At 47.2% G+C, this 17,427-nt stretch carries 13 protein-coding genes and 2 tRNA genes; 7 read left to right on the top strand and 8 right to left on the bottom strand.

Annotation, left to right across the window (positions count from 1 at the left end):
- Positions 1 to 4: 4 nt before the first annotated feature.
- The 5 genes from Micr_RS02250 to Micr_RS02230 form a co-directional block, all read right to left on the bottom strand.
- The gene (locus tag Micr_RS02250; RefSeq protein WP_203135030.1) at positions 5 to 1,042 is read right to left on the bottom strand and encodes a type II secretion system F family protein; all 1,038 of its coding nucleotides are present in this window, start codon (positions 1,040 to 1,042) and stop codon (positions 5 to 7) included.
- 2 nt (positions 1,043 to 1,044) lie between these two features.
- Positions 1,045 to 1,674: a hypothetical protein gene (locus Micr_RS02245; RefSeq protein WP_203135029.1), complete on the bottom strand. Its 630-nt coding sequence runs from the start codon at positions 1,672 to 1,674 to the stop codon at positions 1,045 to 1,047.
- Positions 1,674 to 3,308 (bottom strand): type II/IV secretion system ATPase subunit, encoded by a 1,635-nt coding sequence (locus Micr_RS02240; RefSeq protein WP_203135028.1) that lies wholly within the window; start codon positions 3,306 to 3,308, stop codon positions 1,674 to 1,676. Before Micr_RS02240 ends, Micr_RS02245 begins: the two co-directional genes overlap by 1 nt.
- Before the next feature lie 10 nt (positions 3,309 to 3,318).
- Positions 3,319 to 4,614 carry a hypothetical protein gene (locus Micr_RS02235; RefSeq protein WP_203135027.1) on the bottom strand — a complete coding sequence of 432 codons (1,296 nt, stop codon included), beginning with the start codon at positions 4,612 to 4,614 and terminating at the stop codon, positions 3,319 to 3,321.
- 113 nt (positions 4,615 to 4,727) lie between these two features.
- Complete coding sequence (locus tag Micr_RS02230; RefSeq protein WP_203135026.1) at positions 4,728 to 5,423, bottom strand: site-2 protease family protein; 696 nt, start codon at positions 5,421 to 5,423, stop codon at positions 4,728 to 4,730.
- 55 nt (positions 5,424 to 5,478) lie between these two features.
- Here Micr_RS02230 and Micr_RS02225 point away from each other — a divergent pair.
- The 5 genes from Micr_RS02225 to Micr_RS02205 all read left to right on the top strand — a co-directional run bounded on the left by Micr_RS02225 (position 5,479) and on the right by Micr_RS02205 (position 7,838).
- Positions 5,479 to 5,571: transfer RNA gene (locus Micr_RS02225), tRNA-Gln, on the top strand.
- A 23-nt stretch (positions 5,572 to 5,594) separates the two neighbouring features.
- On the top strand, positions 5,595 to 5,855 hold the full coding sequence (locus Micr_RS02220; RefSeq protein ID WP_203135025.1) for a hypothetical protein: 261 nt from the start codon (positions 5,595 to 5,597) through the stop codon (positions 5,853 to 5,855).
- Positions 5,856 to 5,911: 56 nt separating this feature from the next.
- Positions 5,912 to 6,325: an NAD-binding protein gene (locus Micr_RS02215; RefSeq protein ID WP_203135024.1), complete on the top strand. Its 414-nt coding sequence runs from the start codon at positions 5,912 to 5,914 to the stop codon at positions 6,323 to 6,325.
- Between the two features lie 13 nt (positions 6,326 to 6,338).
- Complete coding sequence (locus Micr_RS02210; RefSeq protein ID WP_203135023.1) at positions 6,339 to 7,118, top strand: potassium channel family protein; 780 nt, start codon at positions 6,339 to 6,341, stop codon at positions 7,116 to 7,118.
- Positions 7,119 to 7,838, top strand: coding sequence for a potassium channel family protein (locus Micr_RS02205; protein ID WP_203135022.1), 720 nt, complete (start codon positions 7,119 to 7,121; stop codon positions 7,836 to 7,838).
- Positions 7,839 to 7,922: 84 nt separating this feature from the next.
- Here Micr_RS02205 and Micr_RS02200 read toward each other — a convergent pair whose 3' ends face one another.
- The 3 genes from Micr_RS02200 to rsmA form a co-directional block, all read right to left on the bottom strand.
- A complete protein-coding gene (locus tag Micr_RS02200; protein WP_226803575.1) occupies positions 7,923 to 9,293 on the bottom strand; it encodes a hypothetical protein in 1,371 nt (456 codons plus the stop codon).
- 29 nt (positions 9,294 to 9,322) lie between these two features.
- Positions 9,323 to 15,205 carry a hypothetical protein gene (locus Micr_RS02195; protein WP_203135020.1) on the bottom strand — a complete coding sequence of 1,961 codons (5,883 nt, stop codon included), beginning with the start codon at positions 15,203 to 15,205 and terminating at the stop codon, positions 9,323 to 9,325.
- A gap of 200 nt (positions 15,206 to 15,405) precedes the next feature.
- Positions 15,406 to 16,203: a 16S rRNA (adenine(1518)-N(6)/adenine(1519)-N(6))-dimethyltransferase RsmA gene (gene rsmA, locus Micr_RS02190; RefSeq protein WP_203135019.1), complete on the bottom strand. Its 798-nt coding sequence runs from the start codon at positions 16,201 to 16,203 to the stop codon at positions 15,406 to 15,408.
- A 53-nt stretch (positions 16,204 to 16,256) separates the two neighbouring features.
- Here rsmA and Micr_RS02185 point away from each other — a divergent pair.
- Both Micr_RS02185 and Micr_RS02180 read left to right on the top strand, forming a co-directional pair.
- Positions 16,257 to 16,330 (top strand) — tRNA-Thr (locus Micr_RS02185).
- 57 nt (positions 16,331 to 16,387) lie between these two features.
- Complete coding sequence (locus Micr_RS02180; protein WP_203135018.1) at positions 16,388 to 17,419, top strand: galactose-1-phosphate uridylyltransferase; 1,032 nt, start codon at positions 16,388 to 16,390, stop codon at positions 17,417 to 17,419.
- The last annotated feature ends 8 nt before the right edge of the window (positions 17,420 to 17,427 follow it).

The raw sequence follows: 17,427 nt of genomic DNA, 5'->3' as shown, positions 1-17,427 counted from the left end.
TTAATCACGTCGAGAATGAAGGCCTCGAGCCCCTTATCATCTGCAGGAACACAATCTGCAGGAAACCTATCGCTATCAAGCCTGCTTCCAGAAGCTGCGGTGTTACCGTGAACAAAGCTATGAAAGTAGTGAGTATCGTTACTACCGCTATACCCATGCTTGGCAGTATTACTCCGAAAAGCATGTAGAACATTGCTATGGCGTTCAGCCTTTGGCCGTACCTCCTGAGCTCTATGACCCTCTCTTCGGAAAGCTGGTCTATGACGCTCTGTATTGCAGACACAACGTCGCCACCTGATTTTATGCTAACAGAAGCCTGCAGCATTATCCTCTTGAAAGAGTCGCTCTTGCTCTCTGCTATGGTCTGGTCTATGGCCTCTTCTAGAGGCATGCCAAGCTGGACGCGCTCGACAACCTTTTGAAACTCCCTGCTCGCATCGCCGTATCCCGAGCTTATGGAAACCAGAGTGTTGAACAACGGCATTCCGGACCTGAGCGCTATTATCATGTCCCTCGCGGCAAACAGTATGTCCTTCTCCACCCCCTTTGCATTTTTCTTTGTCTTGTGCTTTGGAAAGTTGAGGAACATATTCATGCCCATATAGAAGACGACAAAGCCTAGCAGAAGCGCAAGCACGGCAGCGACGGGGAAAAGCAGGCCGAGATGCAGGAAAAGGACGAAGAACGTTATGCCAAGGACGATGCCTATGGCCATTGCCGCTATTATCATCCTTTCCACGAACGAGTAGAGCGTGCCCTTTATGCCCTGATCCTTGAGCGTCTGCTCAAGCCCCTTGTGCTTCGCGCCTATGCCTTCTACGAAAAGATGCCATCTCCCTGGCTTTTTCTGGGGCTGGGCTTTTGACTGCGATATTGGATTTATACCAGATCCGTATTGGGGGATTTGCTGGGATGGCATTATTGGCTGCGACTTGCTGCGATCCGGCTGCTGGAAAAGCTTTGACCCTATCCCGGGCTTAGGCTGAAGCGCTATGTCCTTGCCGTTTACGTTGACAACTTTTGGCTTTTTCTTTCCGAACATGTTTAGGCACCGGCGTTTATCAGGCCCATGGCCTCGTCAAGGCGCTGCTGCCTCAACGCCCATAACGACTGTTCAGTCTGGTTAAGCGTTATCTTCCTCTTCCTTAAGTCCTTGGACGACCTTTCTATATAGGCAGACAGGCCGTATATTTCCTGCAGCACGACCTCCTTGTGGTTTTCATCAAAAACCTGCTCCTTCAGCCCTTCGATTATGCGCTCAAGCTCGGATATTTGGTCGGCTATGGAAAGCTTGGGCAGGACCAGATCCTTCTCGTTGAACTTGACCTTTATCTTTGGCTGTGGCCTGGACTCCGGGACTTCGAAGCTCTGTTGCGCTGCGGTTGGGACTGCGGACGCCCTGCTGGACTGCTCGACCCCAGAAGCTATCAGCTGCGATTCCTTAGGCATGGTCTTCTGTGACCTTATGCGCTGGCCACCGCGGTTGCTCTCTATGGAATCTATCCTGCTTAGCAGGTCTAGATAAGTATGGGAATTGGAATTTTCATTCGTTTCAAACAACTTTGATACGTTTATTGAAGACTGCTGCGGCTTCTGTGTAGATGCCTCTATGCCCTTTATGTAGACAACTACCTGTTCGTATTCACTTTTTGTGCTTATGCCGTTCTCATCCATCAAAACAACTCCTTTGAATAAGGAATGTCCTTATCCACCATGTTTATGACCCTGTCCTTGTCCATGTAGTAGTTGGCTATAAGGAAGCCAGCATTGTTTATGTCTATCACGTTGTATTTTATCATCCAATTTATTATCTTGGCCCTTATCTTGACCTCTTCCGCTATTTCCGACTTTGTATATCCGCCGTATAGCGAAAGCACGTCTGCCATGTTCGTGAGGTCGCTTATCTGCGCGAACGTGTCGTTCCTCATGTTCCACCTGTATAGCACGTTGGCATCTCCAGTCCTAAGCATCTCTGCGAATTCCAGCGTACGCCTTATGCCCTTGCTCCTGTGCCTGAAGAGGCTCACTATGGCTCCGAGAGCATTCATCTGGATTTTGGGCGTAGCTATTGGAGGGTTGGTCATTCTTACCACCGTGTCCTGTGCGTTGTCTGCGTGGACCGTAGCATATACCGAGTGGCCAGTGTGTATGGCCTCGAATAGCGTCTCGGCGTCCTTTCCGGTCCTGATTTCTCCAACTAGCATTATGTCAGGCCTCTGCCTGAGCGCGTTTATCATTAGATCATAAAGCGTCACTTCTCCCTTGCCTTCAGGGTTCGGCTGCCTTGATACCATTGCAACCCACTGCAGCGAATCCGGAAGCGCGAGCTCCCTTGTTTCTTCAACAGATATTATCCTCCTTGTAGGCGGGAAGAATACGCTTGAGGCGTTAAGGAAAGAGGTCTTTCCGCTTGCCGTTCCTCCGGATATAAGCACGCTTATTTCGTTCTGTATGCATAGCCACAGCAGGCCTGCCAGTTCAGGGGGCAGGCTACCTGATTTTACCAGAGCCGGCATTGTCCAGGGGTTCTTGGCAAATTTCCTTATCGTTATTGTGTTGCCTATCTGCGATATCGGATACAGGGTAGCGTTGACCCTGGAGCCGTCGACAAGCTCTGCATCCATGAGCGGGGAAAGGTTGTTGAGCTCCCTCCCTACGCGCCTGCCTATCTGCTCTGCCTGGTCGTAGATCGCATCCTCGCTCGTGGGCTTTATGTTGGTTTTGCACCAGCCTATCCTCTTGTGGAAAACCCATATGAAGCTCTTGGAGCCGTTGACAGCTATTTCTTCAAGGTTCTCGTCCGATAGCGGCACTTCCAGGTCCCCGAGGCCCAGCATCATGTTGAGTATGTAGGCAGTGAGTATGTTCTTCGTGTCCTCGTCAGTGTTGGGCAGGTATCTGTCGATCAGTATCTTGCTGGCCTGTACATATCTCTTATTGAGGTCGTCTACATATGCCTGTATTTCTACCTTCGTAGGGTCCAGAGGCACCATCGATATGAGTTCGCGCCTGAACGACATTAGGAGCAGCTTTGTCGCGTCGCTGACGCCCTCGTAAGTAACGTTGTAAGTAGGAACAAACTCGTTGGGATTTGTTTTTATGACAACCCCTATGGCCATCCCGTGCGCATTAAGATTGTATTGTTCTAGAATTTTCTCCGATTTGACCTTGTCTGAAGGGGCGCTTTCCGCTCCCTGCTGCGTATTTTCCGAAGCCTCTAGTATTTTCTCCTCAGGAACTTCTTTCGCAGCATCTTGTGCCTTGTCCGTTTCTTCACCATCCTGTTTTTTTGGCGTGTCTTTTACCATTCAGCACCACTCAAGCTTTCTCCGACTGCGCATTATCGTCGCTCTTTTTGTCAGGTTTCATCTTCTGGGTGAGCTTGTTTATGTTGTTGAGCGAATCTGATATCTTTGATTTCTTGGTCTTTATCTCGCCCTTTATAGCATCGCCCTTGGCTTTTAGATCGGACATCTTCTGCTCCTTTTCCTTGACGCTCAGATTTTTGGCTGCATTAAGCGCATCCACTTGGTCCTTTAGCTTCTGCAGCTCGGTCCTGTAGTTGTTGAGCTTCGGACCCAAGTCCTCTATTTCCATCTTAAGGTCGCTCATGTTTTTTATGATTTCCCCCATGGATCCTGATCCCTCCATGACCTTGTTGAGCTCGTTCATAGCTTCTTCATACTTGGGCGAGAAGTTTGCAGTGGCCTGCTTTAGCGACTGCTCGAGCTTTGAATAATTGGAATTGAATTCGGAATGCTGCTGGTTTAGCTTCTTTGAGAGCTGCTCCTCAGTGAGCTGGAGTTCCTTTATCTCCTTTATGTCGCCCTTGTACGAGCCGGCCTCCTTCTCAAGCTCCTTGTACGCGTTCTCAAGCTCCGAATGGGACTGCTTTATTATCGAATCGAGCCTTGCACTTTCCTGCTTCAGCTGGTTCTCCAAGTCCTTTCTCGTGTTCTCTATGCTCTGGGCTACATTCTTTTTTACCGTTTCCAGCTCCTGCAGCGCCGCCCTTGCGTTGTTTATGTTTTCCTGTATAGTACCTGGTATGCCGCCCTTTGCCTTCTGCTCCTGCTCTGATACCTTTCCGAGCTTGGCAAGCAAATCGTTGAACCTTTTTTCCATGTTGTCATAGTCAGAGCTTATACCCTTCTTTATCGCGTCTATGTTTGACTGGTACGACCTCATCTGGGCGTACATCTTGGAAAGCTCTTCTATCTTTTTTCGCGCTTCTGGAGATTCTTTCTGAAGCCTCTGCTCGAAGCCGGATATGTTTGATTCTATCTCCCTGAGCGACTGCTCGAGCTTCTCGGTGCTTATCAGATCGGCATCAATCTCCTCTGACATTATGAACTTCTGCTGCTGTGTCTTGCTCTCCAGGGCCTGCATCTCATCCTTGCTCAGCTCCATGGGAGTCAGGAACATCTTTCCGACTTCGTAGCTTATCTTGATAAGGTTGCCGGACTCCAGCACCTTGGCCCAGCCCTCGACAACGCTAGGGGCTATGCCCAATGACGATGCTATGCTGTTCAGGTCTATGCGGCCTTTTGAGCGTATTAACTCAAGCATCGTATCTATGGTCGTCCTGGCTTCTGTGTTGGATTTTTGTTCCATTTGCAACAGCACCGATTATTATTCGTTACTTAGACTTAAATACCTTTATAAGTGGTGGTTTTAAGTTTTTCTTTTTTCGCGTATTTAACGATTTATAGGCAGCCAAACGTATTTCAAAGCACGTTCCTGTAGAACATGGAGAAGAACACGGCTATGAATAGCATGAATATTACTTCTGTTACCATTCCGGCCACACTATGGAAAAGGGAGTAATAGGCAATGCCCATCAGCACCATTATCACCCCCAAAGAAGAGAAATATACCTTCCTGTTCCACCTGAGCACCTTGCTTCCGTCAAGCGGCATTATCGGAAGCATGTTGAAGAATGCAAGAAGTATGCTTATGAACATTACAATGGAAGCCATAGTGCTAAAGTATGTATTGGCTGGCGCAAAAATGAATATTACAAAGAATACTGCGAATACTGCAAAGTTTGTTAGCGGACCCGCAAGCGATGTAACGCCATTCTGCTTTACGGTGAACGAATTAGTGTATATCACGGTGGCTCCCGGAATTCCGAAGAGAAAGCCGAATATGCTCGTACCCAGAGTTATGATGAGCCCCATAGGGGACGTCTGGAAAGCGGCTATGGCTCCGTAGTGCTGAGCAACGTACTTGTGCATCAGCTCGTGGAGCACGAAGCTCAGCGTAACCGCAACGAAAGCTATTGGCAGAAGCACTACCGCATTGCCAAGGTTGCCGAATATGCCCCCAGCCAAGGCTATCGAAAAGGCTACAGTAAGGGCAGCGTCGGCCATGGCGATCTGCTTTATCTCTTCCGTTCTTGTTATGTTTGGCCTGAACTGCATAGGCTTAATTTATCGGCAAGGTATTAAAATACATGCGACAAAATAATATGCGATTAGCTCCATCGTCTAGTGGTCATGGCGCTCTGCCACCATAAAAGGACGGCGGCCTCTGGAGCCGTAAACGCCAGTTCGAATCTGGCTGGAGCTAATTATATTTATCGCGGCATGCAGATGAGACACGCAAAAGCAGGTGACCTTGCCGATATTGCTCCTTTGCTGGGCAAGATAAGAAGCATTAGTGGCGTCAGAGAAAAGAGAACGGCACATTTCTATTTCAGGGGGCGAAGCGTCATACATTTCCATGTAGACGAAAGTGGTGGCGTTTACGCCGACATAGGCGATACGAGGATGCGGGTAAAGGGAGCGCACACGCGAATCATGAAAGCGCTGGCGGATTACGTCCGCAGAATAGACGGCATGAAGCGAGAGTGAGCGCACCACATCACTATTTAAATTTGAATTGGCATCTTAATAGTGCTGGTGTTGTTTTGGAATCGCTTTCGGGCCATACGATAGTATGCGGCTATGGGGTCGTAGGGCAGAGGATAGTAGAGACTCTGCACGAGCACGGGATAAAGTTCGTGATAGTTGAGTATGACCACAACGTAGCTGCCAAGAGCATGGAGAAGGGATACGACGTAATAGAGGGAGATGCCACCTCGTCGCACGTTCTGAAAAACGCCGGGATAGCTTCTGCCAGGGCGATAGCCATAGCGATGGACAACGACGCGAAGAACCTGTTCGCAGTATTGACGGCGAGGGATCTCAACAAAAACATATTCATAGCAACCAGGGCCAACGACAAGCTCGTAAGGGAAAAGATGATAGAAGCGGGTGCAGACTACATAGTAATGCCGCAAAACAGCGCAAGCGAAGAGATAATCGCCGAGATAACTAAATAAGCGATGAAGCACGATGAGCGCAGGAAATTCCAAGGTTGACATGCCTTTGAGCTATATAGCAATGCTCCTGATAATAGTGGTAGCCTCGGCATCCGGTACCATATTCCTGGTTCATTATTACGTTGGCAATTTTTATGATGCGGCTTATTTCACAATAGCTGCGCTATTCGACATAAACGGCGTGACCCTCTCGCCCGCTTTCAACTACCATCTGCTGAGCTTAGACACCGAATTTTACGATACGTTCCCGCTGCTTATGCTTGACGGAATAGTAAAAATAGTGGCCATAGGCTTTATACTCGCCGGAATAGTCGAGCTCATAAGCGTGATAAACCTTTTCGAGAAGCTTAGCAACATAGGCGTGCGCAAAATGAATAACGGAGTCATAGTGTGCGGCTACAACGATCTTGCGGAAAGCATATGCCTGACGCTTAAAAGCAAGAAGAGGAAGTTCGTAGTAGTGGACAAGGATCCGGCCAAGGTGGAAATACTCAGGGGGCTTGGATACATAGCAGTAAGGGGCAATTTTACTGATGACAATGTCCTCAAAAAATGCTCCGTGCAGTCGGCAAAATCAATAATATTCTCCACGGAAAGCGATTTTGAGAATCTTCTCGGAATAGTCACTGCACATTACCTTAATCCGGGAATAAACATAATATCAAGGGCAAGAGAGGAGACCAGCGTAACGAAAATGCACAGGGCTGGAGCAGGTCTGTGCGTGGTTCCTGAAGTGCTTGCCGGGCTTGACATCGGAGATATAATAAACAGAAAGGCAAGGAATGGTGCTTGAATGATAGATGAAAGGCTGACGATAATAGCTTATTCCTCAATAATCCTGTTTATCGTGGCCGTTGGGCTTACGGTAGCATCAGGCCTCGGAATAGCGGTTGCAATAGTGTGGAACGCGCTGCTGGCGCTTGATATTGAGTACTATAAGCTGCCTTTGACCGTTGCGGAAAACCCGTTCCTTGTAGCGGCAAGCGTAATTGACGTCATAGTGTTCACACTTTTGGCAGTGTGGCTCGCAGCTTTGTTCTTCGAATTTATCAAGGGCCTCGGAATCAGGGAAAGGTTCCAGGAAAGGAAGATACGGGGATTCAGGGGCCATGTGATAATAACCAGCATGAACAGGCTCGGGGAGCTCGTATCCGCCAAGCTCAAGGAGAAAGGCATTAAGCACGTATTTGTAGTCCAAAGCCAGGAAGAGCTCGAAAGGGCCGACGAAATCGGCGTATTTGCGATAATGGGCAACCCCACAATAAAGGAAACGCTGATCAAAGCAGGAATAGGCAACGCAGCGTATATGGTAGCGTGCAGCGATGACGACATAAAGAACAGCATGATAGCGATTTCGGCAAAAGCGGTAGACAGCAAAATAAAAATAATAACCAGAGTGGCGAAAGAGGAAAACATACCGAAACTTAGCAGAAGCGGAGTTTACAAATGCATAATGCCAGAAGTGGCTGCAGGAGACAGAATGTCGGAAAGCATAATATCCGCATATTCATAAGTGCGCATTGCAGAAAGCCAAAAGCGATGGCTCTTAGGGATTGCATGCTGCCTGCTTTTGATATATTTAAGAGCTTTGAGCCGGTTACTTTTTAATGCCTTTCAAAGCTTCGTTGTACGCATCAAGCCACACCTTTTTGCGTTTTTCTTCTATGCTTGCTGAACCGTGCCTTCCGGCTATTGGATGCAGAATTGTGTGGTCTTTTGACACGTTCATTTCCCTCCTTATCTTATCATAATCGCTCGACCTATCCCTGTAAGTCCAATAGTCCTCGTTAGGGAATTTTTGAAGTCTTTCTTCGTGGTAACGTCTCCCTGCTGCTGCACCTACGAGCCTTCCACCAGGCATCGGCAGGCCAAAAGAAACTAGATTATTAAGGCCTTTTGCAGTATTCGATCTCAGCTGCCCGTGCTTGGCCGATTCGAAGGCTGAAGTTGCTGAAGATTCGCCATAGTGCATCTTTGCAACTATGTCGTTAAGCTTTCCGAGTCTCCTTTCTGCCCTTGCAGCATTCGGCTTCCCAGTTTCTATCTGCTTGGTCCAGTGTCTTTGCAGTAACGACATGCCAATTGCAGTAGTTGCACCCTTCTGGAAGAATGCTGATTTTGGTATTTTCAAGACATTTACAGGGGTGCCTGTCTTAGTATTTATAGTTTTGACGTAATTATTGAATCTCGGCACGTGCCCTATTCTTACTCCATTCTTGCTTATCGAAGCATATCTCGTAGCCTTCGAAATTTTATCGAAATCGGTTACTCTTTGCTTGTAGATTCCGTGTATCATGTGCTGCTGTTTAAGGTCACTTTCTTTTTTTATTTGATTATTTAACTGGAAGTTGAGCTTGGAAGCACGACCCGATATCTTTTTGCCATTGAGCTTGCTTATGCTTGCGGCTGAAAGCGCCATTCCCCCTGCAAGACCTGATACTGCCATCTTGGAACCAGGATTTCCCAGTATTTTATCCGCGACTTTACGAGCCTTAGTATCGGCGTTTATAGAGGCATTTATTTTGGCTAGCCGTCCCTGAAGCTTTTTTGCTCCTGGTGAATTTCCCAAGCCCTTCTTTTGGAGCTTTGCAAGACGTTTATTAACCCTGTTCTTGGCTTGCATCCTTAACCTGTTTCGCGCTGCAGGAGCCTTGGCCTTCGCTTGAGCATAGTTGGCTTTGGCTTTTTTGGCTTTCTTGATTAAGCCCTTTTTCGCCTTGCCTGCGGCTCTGCCTCTTTTTATTGAATCTGCACCATACCTGGTGCCCTTAAAGCCCTTGCCTACGCGCCCTGATCCTGCGTTTGCGAAACCCATTATGGTACCCAGGCCGAAGAGCGCGAATATGTCCGTGCCCCTAGTAAGGCCAGCTGCGGCGGCGATTAGAACCAGTATTATTATCACAGGCACTATTGCCTCTATTATGTCAAAGCTTAGCAGCACGGGTATTAACCAGAGCATTTCTCTCAATAATTATACGCATTGCTTAATATAAATATTTATCTGGAGCGTTTGCTGGCGTGCGCAATACCTGAAAACTGCCTGCGCTTTGATGATATTTGGTAGGCAATTATTCCAGCTATTGCTACAAGCGTAAGCGCAATGCTTATGTCTCCCATGCTGAGGTAATAGCTGCCTAGGTTAAATGACGCAGATGTCTGGTTTGGTGCGAATGAATAATTGTATTCGTATGTAGATAGGGCAGTCTGCGTAGGGCTTAGCGACAATATGGAATTGGCTATTGACGGCTGTGAGTATTTCTGCGGCTCTGGGCCAGGGCCTCCGTAGTACTTTGCAATTATCTGGCCGGTTCCGGTGCCACAGGCGGTTATAGTGTTTGTTGAAAATCCGCCATTGCTATTGGTGCTTACTATGGCTGCAAGGCCAAGCTGCGAAGTCAGCACGCCGGTGCCATTGTTATACTCTGGCTCGCAATAGCGCGTATACGCTGCTTCCGGTATGTTGCCAACAACGGTATTCGGAAGTACAACCGCAGTATTGTTGTATATGCTGCAATCCGTCGGAACGGTTATATTTAGCAGGCTATGCCTTGGAGGCGCAGCACATACGCCGGAGCTGTTATATTGAGGGTTATATGATATAGCATTTGCTTCCAGAGCGCCTGTGCTTCCCTGTATGTATTCATTTAGCGGATCTGCGAAATTGCATTTCGCCCCAGGATTCGCCCCAAATGCACATTTCTCTGCATACGTGTAGTAGTTCGCAAGCTGGCTTGACACGTAGGGGCTTTCCGAGGAATTGAAGTAATTGAGCGGCGTATCGTAATAAAGATATATTTTTGATCCCTCTGGCAGAGGCACGAAGCTTTTTGAGTATATTCCAGATACGTAACCTGCAGAGCCGCTTATGTTAAGTAGTGTCTGGTTGGCGTTGATTGCACTCACTATCGGATTGACGTTCACGTTTATCACAGTAGTATTTGCTATGTCCAGATCCATGGGTGCGTATATTGTGTTGTTGAAGGAGTCCTGAAGTACGTAGATCAGCCTGTTGTAACCTAGTATCTGTCCGTCGTTCGGGAACGATATTGACATCAGGTCGTAGTACTTGAAATACGTGAACTGCTGGAACAGGTTGGCAAAGCTGGTCTCCGAATTGTTAACGTATGTGAATATGTTGTTCCCGTTAAATGGAACTGGATTGGTTATGAGCGAATTGGCAACCCCATAAACGGGCGTGTTGGAGGGGGGCGTTGTGCTTATATTGGCAAGCTCCACTTTTGAATAAGCGTACCCAGGGTAATCCGTTCCGCCAGCCGATTGTAATACGTTGTAAAGGCTGTAGTTGTACATCCTGGAATAGTTTATCATCTTCTGTACCGAAGCTCCGGATGAGTTTATGCTCTGGTTGAGCATCACCGAGCCGAAAAGCCTGTTGGTAAATATATTGTATGCCGAGCTCGGGGATATTATGGAATTGTTATCGGATATGTTGGCATTGTAGAACAAATTTGAGAGTATGTCCTTAAAGTAAGTTGGACCTCCCTCTACGAGAGCATTCGAGGAAGATGGAGTCGCATTGACCTGCAGCACCGAATAGCTGTTATACGTAAGGGTCGTGTTTGATGGAAGCACGTTCGTGCAGCCAGATGGATCGGTGCTTATAAGCTGCCAAGATTTTGTCACAGTATATGAAGCATTGTAAGGTATAAGGGCGTAACCTCCTACAGAAGAGGTAAGCTTTATGAAGCTCGCTACAGTAGATCCTGGAAGTATTGAACTTATCCCATTATTTGTAAGGCCAGAGTTGAGGGCAGTATTCGAGCTTTGGCTGTTGATTCCGCTTTCCTGCCCTGAGGCATAACTGCTTCCGTAGCCGCTGAGGCCATTCGGAAAGAGAGATTCCGAAAGCGCCTGTGCATCGTAGTAATCAGTTGCCGAGCCTTCGCCAAGGACCGACTTAATAGGGCTAGGTGCGGCGGCGAATGGAGGATATATCTGCGATATGTAGTTGTTTTGGGCGCATACGCCACTGGTTGACGTATTTATCAGGCATCCATAATTCGCGTAGGATGAAAGCGATATCTTGGTGTAGTTAACCACCTGCGGCACAAACCTAAGGAATTCTGTGTACATTCCTTTGTATGTGGGTTGAGAACAGTACCTGCCTGTCCTAGTTGTGTAGCAGGAACCTGAAGTCGCAGGCACCAGCACGTGCGCTATCATGTAGGCCGTGCCGTTGTAGTTCATATAGAAGCCAAGGTCGTTCTGGTTGGGAGATGGAAAACCGCCAGTGGTAATGAAAGGCCCTATTGGAGGATATCCGTTGTAGTTTATGCTGCTTGAGGGGCCGTATTCGCATCCCGCAGCGCAGTATGAAACATAATTGCCGTTTCCCACAGATATGTTTGCCGAGAGCGGCCACCCATATGGGGGGTCTGAAACGGTAGTTGATATGTTTACTCCTGAAAGATCCACCCCGGGATATGAGGCGTTGGCTATCATGTCGTCATAATTTTGCCCGTCGATAGGTATGGCGGTGCCGTTAGGGAAAAATACGCGCATCGTCATTATGCTCGATGGCAAGCCATTTACAGTAAATGACCAGTCGTCAATTACGTAGAGAAGGTCACCGTAGTCGAATATGGCCAGAGGATGATGATTTGATGAAACGTCAAGAGTATTGGCAGTGCCCGAATAAGCCGCTGCCACGGTGTTGCTTCCGAACGGTCCTCCGTGCGCCAGATATGAAGAGATGTTCAGATTATATGTTAAGTTGGAATACGAAAGGCTAATGTTGCGCTCGTATGTCAAGGTATTTGACGAGAACATAGGTATGTTCGGGTAGCTCGAATTAGACAGGTATAAGAACTGGCCTCCAGAGGTCGTAGCTATTTCTTGGGCCAGTTTGAAGCCTGCATCGCTTGACGGGCTTATGACGTGAGTGACCTGGCTTGCGCTTGGATTAGAACTAGAATAGTTGGTAAAGTACGCTGCAAGCTCAAGATTGCTATTTTTGCCGTCCAGACCGGCTAGGAATATGTCATCAGCATAGTCCGATGTTACCGACGTAGGGATAAATGCCTTTAGCACTGCATTCTTGCCGTTTACGCAGCTGAGTGTCCATGACCAGCAGGCATAAGTATTGCTGCTAGATATGCTGGTAAGATTTGTTATGTAATAGTTTTGGCCCTGCTCCGCAAGGGCGTCTTTCCAATATGATTCCCATGCCGTAACCCACAGCGAATTGGTGCTATACGGCGAATCGGTTGCAAGCGAATTGACAGCGAAGTTGGGCTGTATGTTTGTAAGGTTGTAATAGCCAAAAGGTATCATTCTTACAGTATAGAGGTAACTCTTCGTGTTCGTATTGAACAAGCCCGACGACACAGTGTGATTTATTATGTATATGAAGTCGTTAGGGGTCGCGATTGCGTATGATGGGGAAAGCACAGCCCCGGACTTGAACAACCCTACTGGCTTGCTTAACAGCGCCGAAAGAGGGTTGGAGCTGCTAGTCTGGGCCTGCTGCTGGCTTGTGTTAAGCGCAGTTATGAAATCCGGATTCGGGTCGTCGAAAGCTGCGTTGGAAGTCATAGATACAGATGAATATGGATACTCCACAAAATAAGAGCCGGAGCTGTTGATTAGGGTGGCGAAGAATGAAGAGCCAGTATGCAACCCATATGGCTCAAGGTCGTTAGGGTTTAGATAGTTATGTGGGCTGTATAAGTCATACGACTCGTTCAGATATCTTGTCCTGCCGTTAACGTCGCTGACAGTAGCAGGTGTTGACAAGTTGTAAAGCAGGTAAGGTATTGCAGCCACCTCGGAGAAATGTAGCTGCGAGGAAGGTATCGCATAAGCTCTGTAGTCGTATAGGCATCCTAATGGATTATAGCAACCGTTAAAAGGACCTCCAAATCCTTTATAGCTTGCCGTAGCAACGAGATAATCGTTTGCATATTTGTTTACCCCTTTTACAAAGTCGTTTGCAGTGTACACGTAAGATGTATGACCCTGACAACTGCCAGCAATGCAGCCAGAGCCTCCGGGTTGTATTGTATTCGCATAATAGAATGTTGCGGAATTTGATACTTCGTTTAGACTATTAAAGCTGCAACCTGTGCCGCCGTATACGCCGCCATCCCAAAACAGCCATTGGGCGCACCCGGTTCCTGCATGTGCAGTGCTGGAAGTTTCAGCAACTGAGCCATTCTGAAATATTATCCTCTGGGGCAATTCATAAGGGAGATTTACAGGTATCGGTATCTTTTGGTTTTGTATGCCCTTGAAGTCCACCGACTCGGAATAAGTGTAGTTGTACAGACAGTCGTTAGTGCTGTTATAATATTCTAGATACGGGAAGCGGCTGTCGGGCTTTGGGAATTCCCTCTTTTTCTGGGAAAGGCTCGAAATCTGGCTGCCTGTAAGCTTGCTGAAATTCACAAACTCGAGCGTCCAGGTCCACACCCCAGATTCACTTGTCGTGCTTGGCTGCTTGAATATATAAGACTCCGTGTTATATATGTTGGATATTGCATATGACGAGTTCATCATTTGTGCAGAACCCGAATATCCGAGATTCGCTACTGTAAGCACACCTGGGTTCGTTATTGTGAACTTTGTTGTGGAATTGGCTATCGTATTGCGAGACCATGAAACAGTCGTATTAATTGTTATTGTGGTGCTTAGGGGATTCGTGCTTGCCAGGCACCTGTTTCCAGATATGAATTGTGGCGTTGAAGTATTGAAATAGTCGGCAGTATAAAGAGGATTCGGAGCTATTGGGCATGTAAGCAGCCATTGGGCGTTCTGCTCCTCATAGTTGAGCTGGTTTGCCGTTGTAGGCTGGGCCGATGTGTATCCCTTAGAAGGTTCTAACGAGCCACCCAACGCATCTGGATATGGTGTTGTTATATAAGTGGAATTAATGAAAACGCAGTAGCCACTGGTTTCAGTATAAGTTTTGCCTGGGCCCGTGCAACCGCTCGGAGGTGGAACAGGAGGCAAATTCGTTATGGCTATTTCACCGTCGCTGCCAGGGTTGCCATTTGCACAAGGAGTACTGCCCTCTGCGCTATTTGATCCACCATTTGACGTTAGGCCAGGATAGCTTGAAGAAAATCCTTGATATGTTTGTGTAGGAAGTATGCCATAATTTGTAGTTATTTCTATGACTCCTCCGCCGCCTCCGCCTCCGCCACCGCAGTAGGAGCTATGGGATACCCCGGCAGCGTTGCCGCCGTTGGCATCTATGTTTCCCAAAACCGCATATTTTGGTATGCTCGTAGTTATTTCTATATAAACGAAACCTCCGCCACCGCCACCGCCTGCCCAAGCAGCAGAGCCACTCGCATTATGCCCAGAGACAGTTATGAGATTGTTGTTTATGAATCTGTCCGCATAAATTTCTATGTAACCTCCGCCGTTGGCACCATTATTTCCGCCGCCTGCCCAAGCGCCTCCGCCGCCTCCGCCTCCGCCATAGTTGCCGCCTTGTGAGTTGCCGCTATGTGACGAATTGTACCCACCAGTAGCGTTTGCGCCACCACCGCCGCCTCCGCCTGAACCCCATGCAACAGTGAATCCTACACTAAATGATTGGTAGTTTGGAGCGCCTCCGTTGCCACCAGCCAATGAGCCAGTTAAGCTGCTGGTATCAGGGCCATTGCCACCGTTGCCGTTGCCGCTCAAATCCGAATAGGATGACCCGCCGCTGCCACCATTCCTGTTTTCTACAGTGCCGTTATTTATGAAAGTGCTGAGCGCATATATCGCATATCCGTTAGTTTGAAGTACAACATTCTTTTTTACCAGTATGTTAAATGCGCAAACATCTGATCCAAGCACCGTATTGCTCGAGTATACTACATTGCTCTGGGCACTTGTACCGCTAGGACAAGTGAATGTTGGCGTCATTATTGGAGGTTTTAATATGCTGGAATTTGGAGCAGCTTGATATGATAAGGATTGCCCAATAGAAAAAGATGCTAACAGTGATAGCAAAATCATAACCGCCAAAGCATAAAAAGCAACCGGCTTGGCTTTTAATAAAGCTTTTCCCATCATATACACTTTATATTGCTTATCTTTTTAAATTATTTAAAACTATCACAGCATTACGGACCTTTTATTAAAGATGACAATTCCTTTGCCGTTTTTGCTATCTGCTCCGGCGTAAGCTTGAACACCTTGTCAGAACTTAAACTTAAATCACCCGCAATGGCTGCGGCTTCCTCCTTTGTTATGCCAAGCTGCTTCTGCGAATCTATTATAGCATTCTTGAGGCTTTTTTTCTTGTGCTCCATTATTAGTGATACTATGCGCATCGTTTCCGGTTTTGTCTCTTCAGCTTTAGGCTTAAGATATACGAGCATCGAATCAACATTTGGAACCGGATAGAAATTATTGCGCGGCACCCTCATCATTTGATAAGCGTTGAACATAAGCGATGTGGCCACGCTCAGCTTTGAGTATTTCTTAGTATCCGGCTTTGCAAGCATATGCTCGGCGAACTCTTCCTGGACGCAAAGCAGTGCTTCCATCCTGTGTTTCGAAAGCCACGATATCGTCTTGCTCGACAGGTTATACGGTATGTTTGACACCATTATGTCGCATCCTTTGAATACGGAATCGGGCTGCTTGAAGAAGTCGCCGTTTATCAGCATCAGGTTGTCGAACCTGAGCTCTTCGGAAAGTATGTTGTAAAGCCTTTCATCGCGCTCGACAGCTAACACACTCTTTGCCTTGGCGCAGAGCCTGCCGGTCAGCATACCTAGGCCTGGGCCTAGCTCGACTACGGAACGACCGGAGGCATATTCTGCCTCAGAATCTGCTATGGCCTCATTTACCATGAAGTTCTGGCCTAGCTTCCTGTTTGCACGCAGTGCCTTTATCCTTTCTATTGTTGGGTTCATTTGAAACATAGGGATTTTATACGTTTATAGTTAAAAAATAGTGCATCAAGCGTGCCTCGGTAGCTCAGCATGGTAGAGCGTCTGCATGGTAAGCAGAAGGCCGAGGGTTCAAATCCCTCTCGAGGCTATATACAGCCATTCCGCAAGGATATTTAAGGATTCCTTATCTATATTATTGATGTACATGGATGCGGAAAAAAAGAGTAAAAATCCCGATATTGAAGAAACTATTCCTAAAAACCCATTTGGATATGGAGAGATAAGAACCGATTATAGGACAGGGTGCTCATCTATTTTTGCTTTGTCGAGAAAGGACAGACCCATAGACTACATTACCAAAGAGAGTGTAGAAGACAAAGGCAGGGAGTACTGCCCGTTCGAGCCAGAAAAATATGAGCTCAACAAAACGTTTTTTGAGATAGGTAATCCCTGGAGGGTAAGGGTGATATACAACAAGTACCCCATTTTGGAGCACAGGGCAGCTAATATCCATGATGCTGATGGAATATTTGAGAGATCGTCAAACTTCGGGTACAGCTTTGTCATAATAGATACGCGAGAACACGCCAAGAGGTTCGAGCAATTTTCCAAGGGCGAAATTGAAGACCTTGCCAGCGCCATGGCAGAGACGGAAAGGAGGATTTTACTTGACAAAGATATAACTTTTGTCTACCTCAACAAGAACTTTGGCAGAAAAAGCAGCGGCACTTTATCCCATTCGCACTGGCAGACTATCGGATTTGCCCGAATAAAAGGCATAATGGAAATGAGGCTCGAAAGGGTAAAAGAATTCAAGAGCAAGAAGCGTTCCTGCCTTCTTGAACATGCAATTGAAAAGGAAAAGGAAAGGATGATTTTCGAAGACGAAGACGTGGCTGCTTTTGCACCCTTCGCACAGCTGTATACCGGCGAAACGGTAGTCATGCCAAAAAGGCACGTAAGCGCACTCAGCGAATTGAGCGACCAGGAATTGGCTCACATTTTGTCAGTGTGCAATAAAATAGTAGTTGCCAACAACGCATATTTCGGAACCCATCCGTATAACATACTGGGTTACAGCCTAAAATACGAGAAGGATTTTCATTTTCACATCGAGGTAACGCCGAGGATATCCGATATAGGGCCCATGCAGATGCTAGGTTATTACGGTAGCAACATAATGCCAGAGGATTATGCAATCGAAATAAGAAAAATAATTAATGACCAGAAATTATGAAATTGAAC

Source organism: Candidatus Micrarchaeum sp., from assembly GCF_016806735.1.
Lineage (GTDB): Archaea > Micrarchaeota > Micrarchaeia > Micrarchaeales > Micrarchaeaceae > Micrarchaeum_A > Micrarchaeum_A acidiphilum_A.
The sequence above is the reverse complement of the archived record's forward strand: the minus strand, read 5'-3'. Positions and strand labels throughout refer to the sequence as shown.